The organism is Mycobacterium sp. (assembly GCF_019247615.1).
Taxonomy (GTDB): Bacteria; Actinomycetota; Actinomycetes; order Mycobacteriales; family Mycobacteriaceae; genus Mycobacterium.
The window spans coordinates 1-11,597 of sequence record NZ_JAFBAT010000205.1; the positions used below are offsets into that span (position 1 = coordinate 1).

Annotated in this window: 9 protein-coding genes; 4 read left to right on the forward strand and 5 right to left on the reverse strand. The window is 67.4% G+C overall.

Annotated elements, in window-relative coordinates; all coding sequences use genetic code 11:
- From purN to JO059_RS14190, 4 genes are all read left to right on the forward strand, one after another.
- The coding region (purN, locus tag JO059_RS14175) for a phosphoribosylglycinamide formyltransferase (protein ID WP_293319713.1) at nucleotides 1-625 on the forward strand (625 nt) is incomplete at its 5' end.
- Complete coding sequence (gene purH / locus JO059_RS14180; RefSeq protein WP_293319715.1) at nucleotides 622-2,205, forward strand: bifunctional phosphoribosylaminoimidazolecarboxamide formyltransferase/IMP cyclohydrolase; 1,584 nt, start codon at nucleotides 622-624, stop codon at nucleotides 2,203-2,205. The genes purN and purH, both read left to right, overlap by 4 nt.
- Nucleotides 2,206-2,288: 83 nt before the next feature.
- A complete protein-coding gene (locus tag JO059_RS14185) occupies nucleotides 2,289-3,683 on the forward strand; it encodes an ATP-binding protein (protein WP_293319717.1) in 1,395 nt (464 codons plus the stop codon).
- Complete coding sequence (locus JO059_RS14190; RefSeq protein WP_293319719.1) at nucleotides 3,676-5,661, forward strand: VWA domain-containing protein; 1,986 nt, start codon at nucleotides 3,676-3,678, stop codon at nucleotides 5,659-5,661. Before JO059_RS14185 ends, JO059_RS14190 begins: the two co-directional genes overlap by 8 nt.
- An 80-nt stretch (nucleotides 5,662-5,741) precedes the next feature.
- Here the strand turns inward: JO059_RS14190 and JO059_RS14195 are convergent, their stop codons facing one another.
- The 5 genes from JO059_RS14195 to JO059_RS14215 all read right to left on the reverse strand — a co-directional run.
- Nucleotides 5,742-6,365, reverse strand: coding sequence for a DUF1707 domain-containing protein (locus tag JO059_RS14195; protein WP_293319727.1), 624 nt, complete (start codon nucleotides 6,363-6,365; stop codon nucleotides 5,742-5,744).
- A 95-nt stretch (nucleotides 6,366-6,460) separates the two neighbouring features.
- Nucleotides 6,461-7,243 (reverse strand): enoyl-CoA hydratase family protein, encoded by a 783-nt coding sequence (locus JO059_RS14200; protein ID WP_293319721.1) that lies wholly within the window; start codon nucleotides 7,241-7,243, stop codon nucleotides 6,461-6,463.
- Between the two features lie 9 nt (nucleotides 7,244-7,252).
- Nucleotides 7,253-8,416: an acyl-CoA dehydrogenase family protein gene (locus JO059_RS14205; protein ID WP_293319729.1), complete on the reverse strand. Its 1,164-nt coding sequence runs from the start codon at nucleotides 8,414-8,416 to the stop codon at nucleotides 7,253-7,255.
- Between the two features lie 14 nt (nucleotides 8,417-8,430).
- Complete coding sequence (locus tag JO059_RS14210) at nucleotides 8,431-10,434, reverse strand: biotin carboxylase N-terminal domain-containing protein (RefSeq protein ID WP_293319723.1); 2,004 nt, start codon at nucleotides 10,432-10,434, stop codon at nucleotides 8,431-8,433.
- Between the two features lie 5 nt (nucleotides 10,435-10,439).
- Nucleotides 10,440-11,597: carboxyl transferase domain-containing protein (locus JO059_RS14215; protein ID WP_293319725.1), on the reverse strand; the 1,158-nt coding region annotated here is incomplete at its 5' end.

Here is an 11,597-nt window from a genome sequence, read left to right on the forward strand (position 1 = left end):
CCAACCGCTTCACGTGCCCCCGAGCGCGCCGGCGCGGGTGGTGGTGCTGGCATCGGGTACCGGTTCGCTGCTGGGTTCACTCATCGAAGCCGCCACGGGTGACTACCCCGCGCGCATAGTCGCCGTCGGCGTGGATCGCGCATGCCGGGCCACCGAGGTGGCGACGGCGGCGGCACTGCCGGCGTTCACGGTGCGTCTCGGCGATTACTCCGACCGCGCGGCCTGGGACGCGGCCATCACCGAGGCCACGGCCGCACACTCGCCGGATCTGGTCGTCTCCGCTGGTTTCATGAAAATTCTTGGGCCACAGTTTCTTTCACGGTTCGCAGGACGCGTCGTCAATACCCATCCCGCGCTGCTGCCCGCGTTCCCGGGAGCACGTGGAGTGGCCGACGCATTGGCTTACGGTGTGAAAGTCACCGGCTGTACGGTGCACCTGGTAGATGCCGGCACGGATACCGGGCCGATACTGGCACAGCAAGCCGTCCCGATACTCGACGACGACGATGAACAGACCCTGCACGAACGCATCAAGGTCACCGAACGGCGGCTGTTGGTCGAGGTGGTGGCGGCGATCGCGAGCCGCGGCATGACAGTGGTCGGCAGAAAGGCAACCATACGATGAGCACCTACGACCCGCGAAAGCCTATCCGGCGCGCGTTGATCAGCGTGTACGACAAGACGGGGCTCATCGAACTTGCCCAGGGACTCACGGCCGCCGGCGTCGAGATCGTGTCGACCGGCTCTACCGCGAAAACCATTGCGGAAAAAGGAATCAGCGTCACCCGCGTGGAGGAACTCACCGGCTTTCCCGAGGTGCTCGATGGCCGGGTCAAGACGTTGCACCCCCATGTGCACGCCGGCCTGCTGGCCGATCTGCGCAAACCGGAGCACGAGGCGGCACTCGAGCGGCTCGGGATCGCGGCGTTCGAGCTGGTCGTCGTCAATCTGTATCCGTTCAGCGAAACGGTGGATTCCGGCGCGGGCATCGACGAATGCGTCGAACAGATCGACATCGGTGGCCCGTCGATGGTCCGGGCCGCAGCGAAGAATCATCCCAGCGTGGCGGTGGTCACCAGCCCGCTTGGCTACGACGGGGTGTTAGCCGCCCTGCGTTCCGGCGGTTTTACCCTCACCGAACGAAAAAGGCTGGCCGCGTTGGCTTTTCAGCACACCGCGGATTACGACATCGCCGTCGCCGGTTGGATGGAGTCGACGCTGGCACCCGAACATCCCGCCACGGCGTTCCCGCAGTGGCTTGCCGGCAGCTGGCGCCGCGCGGCGATGCTGCGCTACGGCGAGAATCCGCACCAGCAGGCGGCGCTCTACAGCGATCCCGGCGCCTGGCCAGGTCTGGCACAGGCCGAGCAGCTGCACGGAAAAGACATGTCGTACAACAACTTCACCGACGCCGACGCGGCTTGGCGGGCCGCTTTCGACCATGAACAAATCTGCGTGGCGATCATCAAGCACGCCAATCCCTGCGGCATTGCGATCTCTTCGGTGTCTGTCGCCGATGCCCACCGCAAAGCCCATGAATGCGACCCATTGAGTGCCTACGGCGGGGTGATCGCGGCCAACGCGGCGGTCAGCGTCGAGATGGCGGAGTACGTCGGCACCATCTTCACGGAAGTGATCGTCGCTCCCGCCTACGAGCCGGGCGCGCTCGAAGTCTTGACGCGCAAGAAGAACATCCGGGTCTTGGCGGCCTCCGAGCCGCTGACCGGAGGTTCCGAGCTCCGACCCATCAGCGGGGGGCTGCTGGTACAGCAACGTGACCAACTGGATGCCCATGGTGACAACCCGGCGAACTGGACGCTGGCGACCGGGTCGCCGGCCGACCCGGCGACGCTCACCGACCTGGTCTTTGCGTGGCGCGCCTGCCGTGCGGTCAAGTCCAACGCGATCGTCATCGCCGCCGACGGCGCCACCATCGGCGTCGGCATGGGCCAAGTCAACCGCGTCGATGCCGCTCGACTGGCCGTCGAAAGAGGCAACGCACGAGGCGGCGATCGGGTGCGGGGCGCGGTCGCGGCGTCGGATGCGTTCTTCCCGTTTCCCGACGGGCTCCAGACGCTCACCGCCGCGGGAGTCAAGGCTGTGGTGCACCCCGGAGGATCGGTGCGCGACGACGAGGTGACCGCCGCGGCTGCCGAGGCCGGCATCACCGTGTACCTCACCGGCGCGCGCCACTTTGCCCACTGAGGGCCCACTGAGGGCCCACTGAGGGCCCACTGAACGTTCGAGCGTTCGACTGCGTGACACGTGCGCGCAACGCGTAGCGTGGAGTGGTGCCATCACCGACCAACCTTCCCCGAACCGTCGGCGAACTGCGTGCCGCCGGTCACCGTGAGCGGGGGGTCAAGCAGGAAATCCGCGAAAATCTGTTGACGCGCCTCGCAGACGGCGCGGAAGGTGAAGCGATCTGGCCGGGCATCTTGGGCTTCGACGACACCGTATTGCCTCAGCTGGAACGGGCGCTGATCGCGGGACACGACTTCGTGCTGCTCGGCGAACGCGGCCAGGGCAAGACCCGGCTGCTGCGGGCGCTGGTCGGATTGCTTGACGAGTGGACCCCCGTGATTGACGGCGCCGAACTCGGTGAGCATCCGTACCGGCCCATCACGCCGGAGTCCATCCGGCGCGCCGCCACGCTCGGTGACGATCTGCCCGTCGCGTGGAAACACCGCAGCGAGCGTTACACCGAAAAGCTGGCCACCCCGGATACCAGCGTCGCCGACCTCGTCGGCGACATCGACCCGATCAAGGTTGCCGAGGGTCGCAGCCTCGGTGACCCGGAGACCATCGCCTACGGCCTCATCCCGCGGGCGCATCGCGGCATCGTCGCGGTCAACGAACTCCCCGACCTCGCCGAGCGCATCCAGGTGTCAATGCTCAACGTCATGGAGGAGCGCGACATTCAGGTCCGTGGCTACACGCTGCGGCTGCCCCTGGACGTGTTGGTTGTCGCCAGCGCCAACCCCGAGGACTACACCAACCGAGGCCGCATCATCACCCCGCTCAAGGACCGGTTCGGCGCCGAGATCCGGACCCACTACCCGCTCGAGCTAGACGCGGAGATGGGCGTGATCGTCCAGGAAGCGCATCTGAGCGCTCAGGTGCCCGACTATCTCATGCAGATCATCGCGCGGTTCGCCCGGTATCTGCGGGAGTCGAACTCCGTCGACCAGCGGTCGGGGGTGTCCGCGCGGTTCGCCATCGCGGCGGCCGAGACCGTCGCCGCCGCCGCGCGGCACCGCGGCGCGATCCTGGGGGAGACCGATCCCGTCGCTCGGGTGGTCGACCTCGGCACGGTGATCGACGTGCTGCGCGGCAAGCTGGAATTCGAGTCCGGAGAAGAGGGCCGCGAACAGGCCGTGCTCGAGCACCTCCTGCGTCGCTCGACCGCCGACACCGCGGCCAGGGTCCTGGGCGGCATCGACGTCGGTTCGTTGGTGTCCGCCGTGGAGGGCGGCTCGGCGGTGACGACGGGCGAGCGGATATCCGCCAAGGATGTGCTGGCCGCGGTTCCGGCGCTGCCGGTCGTGGACAGGATCGCGGCCAAGCTCCATGCGCAGTCCGAGGGCGAGCGCGCCGCGGCCCTGGAATTGGCGCTGGAGGCGCTGTATCTCGCCAAGCGAATCGACAAGGTTTCCGGCGAAGGTCAAACCGTCTATGGCTAAACCTGTTTCGAGAGGACATTCGTCGCGCTACTCGGCGTACACCGGCGGGCCCGACCCGCTGACTCCGCCCGTAGATCTGCGCGAGGCGCTCGAACAGATCGGTCAGGACGTGATGGCCGGCACCTCGCCGCGCCGCGCGCTGTCGGAGTTGCTGCGCCGCGGCACCAAGAACATGCCCGGCGCCGACCGATTGGCGGCCGAGGCGAACCGACGCCGACGGGAGCTGTTGCGCCGCAACAACTTAGACGGCACTCTACAAGAGATCAAGCGATTGCTCGACGAGGCGGTGCTGGCCGAGCGCAAGGAGCTCGCCCGCGCGCTGGACGACGACGCCCGGTTTGGCGAATTGCAGCTGGACGCGCTGCCGGCATCGCCGGCGAAGGCCGTCCAGGAGCTTTCCGACTACAACTGGCGCAGCGCCGAGGCACGCGAAAAGTACGAGCAGATTAAGGATCTGCTCGGACGCGAGATGCTGGACCAGCGCTTCGCGGGCATGAAGCAGGCGCTCGAGGGCGCCACCGACGAGGACCGCCGGCGCGTCAACGAGATGTTGGATGACCTCAACGACCTGCTCGACAAGCACGCCCGCGGCCAGGACACGCAGCAGGACTTCGACGACTTCATGGACAAGCACGGCGAGTTCTTCCCCGAGAACCCGCGCAACGTCGACGAGCTGCTGGACTCATTGGCCAAGCGCGCCGCCGCCGCGCAGCGCTTCCGCAACAGCCTGAGTCCAGATCAGCGTGCCGAGTTGGATGCGTTGGCGCAGCAGGCATTTGGCTCTCCGGCGCTGATGCAGGCACTGAATCGGCTCGATACGTATCTGCAGGCAGCGCGGCCGGGCGAAGACTGGACCGGATCGCAGCAGTTCTCCGGCGACAACCCGTTCGGCATGGGCGAGGGCGCTCAAGCTCTGTCCGACATCGCCGAGTTGGAGCAACTGGCCGAGCAGCTGTCGCAGAGCTATCCGGGTGCCACCATGGATGACGTCGACCTCGACGCGCTGGCACGTCAACTCGGCGATCAGGCCGCCATCGATGCCCGGACGCTGGCCGAATTGGAACGCGCGTTGGTCAATCAGGGCTTCCTGGATCGTGGTTCCGATGGCCAATGGCGGCTGTCCCCGAAAGCCATGCGCCGCCTGGGCGAGACGGCGTTACATGATGTGGCGCAACAGCTTTCGGGCCGACGCGGCGAGCGTGATCATCGGCGCGCCGGCGCCGCCGGAGAGTTGACCGGTGAGACTCGGCCCTGGCAGTTCGGTGACACCGAGCCATGGAACATCTCCCGCAGTCTGACCAACGCGGTGCTGCGGCAAGCGGGAACGACGACCATCGGCGGCCCGATCCGGATCACCGTCGAGGATGTCGAGGTGTCCGAGACGGAGACTCGCACGCAGGCCGCGGTGGCGCTGCTGGTGGACACCTCGTTTTCGATGGTGATGGAGAATCGGTGGCTGCCGATGAAGCAGACGGCGCTCGCCCTCAATCATCTGGTATGTACGCGGTTCCGCTCAGATGCGTTGCAAATCATCGCCTTCGGCCGCTACGCCCGCACGGTGACCGCCGCCGAGCTCACGGGCCTGGAGGGTGTCTACGAGCAGGGCACCAATCTGCATCATGCGTTGGCGCTGGCGGGTCGTCACCTGCGCCGCCACCCCAACGCGCAGCCCGTCGTGTTGGTGGTGACCGACGGCGAGCCGACGGCGCACCTGGAAGACTTCGACGGGGAAGGGTCGGCGGTGTTCTTCGATTACCCGCCTCATCCGCGCACCATCGCCCATACCGTGCGGGGGTTCGACGACATAGCCCGCCTCGGTGCCCAGGTGACGATCTTCCGGCTGGGCAGCGATCCCGGCCTGGCGCGGTTCATCGACCAGGTCGCCCGGCGCGTCGAGGGGCGCGTCGTGGTGCCCGATCTCGACGGCCTCGGTGCCGCCGTGGTCGGCGACTACCTGCGGTCCCGACGCCGTCGTTAGCGCCCACCGGCAAGCCCCAGGCTTCACACGCGAGGCGTAGACGACCGGCCCGAAGCGGACACGTTCAGCGAGGTGCCCGACTAACTCGACTGCTCCCGGCGCGCTCTGCGGGCCTTGCGCTTGATGCCCACACCGCCCCAGAACGAGAAGCCGTGGATCTTGACCTTCGGCGCGCCCGGCGTGCCGTGGCCCACGACGCTCTGGTCGAAGCCGCCCATCACACCGCGCCCGTGGATCTCGACGTTGACTTCGGGCGGCAGCAGTATGCTCTGCGCGCCCATGATGGAGATCGCATGGATGTCGACCTCGGTCGAGGTGAAGTCGGCGTAGCGCAGGTCCACGACCCCGCTGCCCCAGAAGGTGAACGTGGTCAGCTTCTTCGGCACATTCCACCGACCGCGCCGCTGGAACCCGCTCAGCAGCGCCAGCAGCAACATGGACGGGGCCGGGTTGACATTGCCGCCCCTGCGCGGACTGATCGGCGCGCCCGGCAGATCGGCCCTGAGGTCATCCAGCTCGCGATACGTGGTGGCGGCATAAGCCTTGGCCAGCCGGTCTTCGTAGTCCTTGAGCTGCAGCCGGCCCTGCTCGGCTGCGTAGGCGAGCAACTGCGCGAGCTGTATGCGATCTGTGTCGGCGGCACGTGCGGATTCGTCGCGCGCATCCCTGGCATCGGGCGCGTCACGCTGCGCTGAGTTGCTCATCATCCACGAGCGTACGACGTAGCGGCTTTGCTGCAAGCGGGTTGGCTAAACTGCAACCTTCGAGGTCATTAGACGTTTGCGCAACTAGGTGTCGACTAGGGCGCCCAACTGGGCCGGCGTTTCTGCAGAAACGCGAGCATGCCTTCGCGGGCCTCGTCGGACACGAAGAGCCGGGCCGACTCCTCGGTCAGTCGGGCGGCGTCGCGGTCGAAAGCTTCGCGGACGGCGGCCGTCGTCAGTGCCTTCGAAGCGGCGAGCCCCTGCGGCGATCCGCGTCCCACGTCGGCAACCAGTCCGCGAACCGCGGCGTCCACGTCGTCGGCCGCCATGGTGACCAGTCCGATGGCCGCGGCCTCGACCGCGTCGAACGTCTCACCGGTCAGGTAATAGCGCGCCGCGGCCCGCGGCGACATCTTCGGCAACAGTGTCAGCGAGATGATCGCCGGGGCCACGCCGATGCGGGCTTCGGTCAGCGCGAAGGTGCTGAGTGGACCGGCGACAGCGATGTCACAGGCGCCGACCAGACCGAAGCCGCCCGCGCGGACGTGCCCATCGACAGCGGCGATCACCGGAAGCGGCGACTCGACGATGGCGCGCAGCAGCGCCGTCAGCTCTCGGGCCCGGGCGATGGCCGTGTCGAAAGGGTCGCGGCCGCTGGCCTCGCTCAGGTCCGCGCCGGCGCAGAAGGTGCCGCCGGCGTGGCCGAGCACCACCGCCCGCACCTCCGGATCCGACGCGGCGTCGCGCAGCCCCTGGTGCAGCTGGTTGACCAGAACGGTCGACAGGGCGTTGCGGTTCTGCGGGGAGTTCAGCGTCAGCCGCGCGAACGGGCCGCCCGCATCGGACGGCCCGGCGTAATCGACGACACGGGGTTCCACGGCAAGGCCTCAGTAGCTTCGGGGTAGGCCCAGCGACGTCTGCGCGACGAAGTTCAGCACCATCTCGCGGCTAATCGGGGCGATCCGGCCGAGCCGGGCGGAGGCGAGCAACGCGGCGACGCCGTACTCCTTGGTCAGCCCGTTGCCGCCCATCGACTGCACGGCCTGGTCGACGGAGCGGGTGGCCGCCTCCGCCGCCGCGTACTTGGCCATGTTGGCGGCCTCGGCCGCGCCCACATCGTCGCCGCTGTCGTAGAGTGTGGCGGCCTTCTGCATCATCAGCTTGGCGAGTTCGACCTCGATGTGACACTGCGCCAACGGATGTGAGAGACCCTGGTGCGCGCCGATGGGCGTGGACCAGACCTGACGGGTCTTGACGTAATCGACGGCCTTCTTCAGCGCGAACCGCCCCATGCCCACGGAGCTGGCCGCGCCCATGATCCGCTCGGGGTTCAGGCCCGCGAAAAGCTGCGCGATGGCGGCATCCTCGGCCCCCACCAATGCGTCACCGGGCAGTCGGACATCGTCAAGGAAGACCTGGAATTGGCGTTCGGGGCTGATCAGCTCCATCTCGATCGGCGTATAGGTGAAGCCGGGCGCGTCGGTGGGGACGACGAACAGCGCCGGACGCAGCTTGCCCGTTTTGGCTTCCTCGGTGCGCGCCACCACCAGCACCGCCTGCGCCTGGTCGATGCCGGAGATATAGACCTTCTGCCCCTTGAGGATCCAGTCGCCGCCGTCGCGCCGCGCGGTCGTGGTGATCTTGTGCGAGTTGGATCCGGCGTCCGGCTCGGTGATCGCGAACGCCATCGTCAACGAGCCGTCGGCGATGGACGGGATCCACCGCTTCTTTTGCTCCTCCGTGCCGAACTTGCTGATGATGGTGCCGTTAATCGCCGGCGACACCACCATCAACAGCAGCGCGCTGCCCGCGGCCGCCATCTCCTCCATGACCAGCGACAGCTCATACATCCCGGCGCCCCCGCCGCCGTACTCCTCGGGGAGGTTGACCCCGAGGAATCCGAGTTTGCCTGCCTCGGACCATAATTCGGTGGTGTGCTCGTGTGCGCGGGCCTTCTCCAGGTAATACTCGGCGCCGTAGTTGGCCGCCCACTCGGCCACCGCCTTGCGCAGCGCCCGGCGCTCCTGGTTTTCTATGAAGCTGGTGTCGATGAAGCTGGTTTCGGTCACTGTGCATCTCCTTCGTGCGCATTTCGCGGCGCGAGCGCTTCCACCCTCGCCAGGATGGCGCCCACTTCGACCTGCTGGCCGGTGTCGACGTTGAGCTCGGCGAGCACGCCGTCGGACGGCGCGGTGATGGTATGTTCCATCTTCATCGCCTCCAGCCAGATCAGCGGCTGGCCCGTGGTGACCGCTTCGCCGACGGCGGCGCCGAGTCGGATGACGTTGCCCGGCATCGGCGCCACCAGTGAGCCCTTTTCGACGGTCGACCCGGGCTCGGGAAAGCGTGGCAGCGCAACCAGGTGAACGGGGCCGCGCGCCGAGTCGACGTAGACGTGTTCGTGGTAGCGCCGCACCGAAAAACGGTGGTCCACGCCGTGGGAGCTCAGCACCACCTCGTCCGCCGCGGCCGCGACGAGTCGCACGGTATCGTCCGCCGGAAGTTCCAAACCGCTTCTGTTGAAGCGATATTCGATACGATGCTCAGTGCCGCCGTCGTCGCGATAGCTCTTCATCTGATAACCCGACGGCAGGTTGCGCCAGCCGCCGGGGATCGATGCGAACGCACCCGATGTTTTGGCGGTTGCCCGATTGTGCGCGGCATCGGCCAACGCGGCGGCGATGGCCGACAACCGAAGGGCCGCGTCGTCGGCCAGCGGTGCCGCCAGCTGCGTCAGGCCGTGGGTGTCGAAAAACGCCGTATCCGTTGCGCCGTCCAGGAATGCCGGATGACGCAGCACGTTCACCAGTAGGTCGCGGTTGGTGCGTAGGCCGTGCACGCGGGCCCGGGCCAGCGCATCGGCCAGGACCAGCGCCGATTGCCGACGCGTCGGAGCGTAGGAGATCACCTTGGCCAGCATCGGGTCGTAATGGATCGATACCGTCGACCCGTCGACGATTCCGGAATCCAGCCGTATTCCGGTCCGATGCCCCAGCGAGCCGAACTCGGCGCGGACCCCCGGGATCGCGAACGTGTGCAGCACACCGGCCTGCGGCTGCCAGCCATGAGCGGGATCCTCCGCGTAGAGCCGCGCCTCGACCGAATGCCCTTGCGCCGCAGGTGGTTGCGCGTCGAGGCGAGCGCCGCCTGCCACCGCGAGCTGAAGTTCGACAAGATCGAGTCCCGTGGTCTCCTCGGTGACCGGGTGCTCGACCTGCAGCCTGGTGTTCATCTCCAGGAAGTAGAATTCGCCGTCATCATCGGCGAGAAACTCCACTGTGCCCGCCCCCGCATAGCCGATCGCACCGGCAGCCAGCTTGGCCGCGTCGAACAGCTTGGCCCGCATGCCGGGTGTGCGCTCCACCAACGGGGACGGCGCCTCCTCGATGATTTTCTGGTGGCGACGCTGAATCGAGCATTCCCGTTCCCCGACGGCCCACACGGTGCCGTGGTTATCGGCGAGGACCTGAACCTCCACGTGGTGTCCGGTGGGCAGGTAGCGCTCGCAGAACACGGTGGGGTCGCCGAATGCGGACTGCGCCTCTCGCCGGGCGGCGGCGACTTCTCCTGCCAGCGCGGATAATTCCCGAACCACCCGCATCCCGCGGCCGCCGCCGCCCGCGGAAGCCTTGACCAGCACCGGCAACTGCGCTTCGGTGACGGTGTCGGGATCGAGCTCGTCGAGCACGGGCACGCCGGCGGCGGCCATCAGCTTCTTGGACTCGATCTTGGAGCCCATTGCCCGCACCGAATCCACTGGTGGCCCAACCCAGGTCAGGCCGGCGGCGTGCACGGCGGCGGCGAAATCGGCGTTCTCCGAGAGGAATCCGTACCCCGGGTGCACCGCATCCGCACCGGCAGCGCGGGCGGCGCCGATGAGGGCGTCGGCGTTGAGATAGTCGTTCGTCTTCGGCAGCCGCACCCGGGCGTCGGCCTCGGCGACATGCGGTGACGCGGCGTCGGGTTCGGTGTACACCGCGACGGTGCCCAGCCCGAGCCGCCGGCAGGTGGCGAACACCCGCCGGGCGATCTCGCCCCGGTTGGCGACCAGCACTCGAGTGATTTCCATATGGCTCACATCCGGTAGACGCCGAAGTTCGACGTCCCTTTGATCGGGGCATTGGCAATGGCGGACAGACACATTCCGAGCACGGTCCGGGTGTCGCGCGGGTCGATGACGCCGTCGTCGTAGAGCATTCCGGACAACACCAGGGGCAGCGATTCGGCCTCGATTTGGCCCTCGACGGCGGCCCGCATCGCGGCGTCGGCCTCCTCGTCGACCTGCTGGCCGCGGGCTTCGGCCGCCGCGCGGGCGACGATCGACAGCACGCCCGCCAGCTGCGCGCCGCCCATCACGGCGGATTTGGCGCTGGGCCAGGCGAACAGGAACCTGGGGTCGTAGGCCCGGCCACACATGCCGTAGTGCCCGGCGCCGTAGGACGCGCCGATGATCAACGAGATGTGTGGCACGGCCGAGTTGGATACCGCGTTGATCATCATCGATCCGTGTTTGATCATGCCGCCCTCTTCGTAGTCCTTGCCCACCATGTACCCGGTGGTGTTGTGCAGGAACAACAATGGGGTGTCGTAGCGGTTGGCCAGTTGGATGAACTGCGTCGCCTTCTGCGACTCCTCGCTGAAGAGGATGCCGCGCGCGTTGGCCAGGATCCCCAGCGGATAGCCGTGCAGCCGGGCCCAGCCCGTCACCAGCGACGACCCGTAAAGCGGCTTGAATTCATCGAATTCGGAGCCGTCGACGATGCGGGCGATCACCTCGCGGGGGTCGAACGGGATGCGCAGGTCCGCCGGCACGATGCCGATCAGCTCCTCTGCGTCGAACAACGGCTCGGTCACCGGCCCGGGCACGGCCCCCTGCTTGCGCCAGTTGAGCCGGGCGACAATGCGGCGTCCGATCCGAATCGCGTCCAACTCGTCGAGGGCGAAATAGTCGGCGAGGCCCGATATGCGGGCGTGCATTTCGGCACCGCCCAGCGATTCGTCGTCGGACTCCTCGCCGGTGGCCATCTTCACCAGTGGCGGGCCCGCCAGGAAAACCTTCGAACGTTCCTTGATCATCACGACATGATCAGACATCCCCGGAACGTAGGCGCCGCCCGCGGTGGAGTTGCCGAAAACCAATGCGATCGTGGGAATCCCGGCCGCCGATAGCCGGGTCAGGTCGCGGAACATCTGTCCGCCGGGGATGAAGATCTCCTTCTGGGTGGGCAGGTC

Bases quoted from the DNA above. Each gene is read 5' to 3' on its own strand.
- purH (WP_293319715.1), top strand. From the start codon at position 622: ATGAGCACCTACGACCCGCGAAAGCCTATCCGGCGCGCGTTGATCAGC.
- JO059_RS14190 (WP_293319719.1), top strand. From the start codon at position 3,676: ATGGCTAAACCTGTTTCGAGAGGACATTCGTCGCGCTACTCGGCGTAC.
- JO059_RS14195 (WP_293319727.1), bottom strand. From the start codon at position 6,365: ATGAGCAACTCAGCGCAGCGTGACGCGCCCGATGCCAGGGATGCGCGC.
- JO059_RS14210 (WP_293319723.1), bottom strand. From the start codon at position 10,434: ATGGAAATCACTCGAGTGCTGGTCGCCAACCGGGGCGAGATCGCCCGG.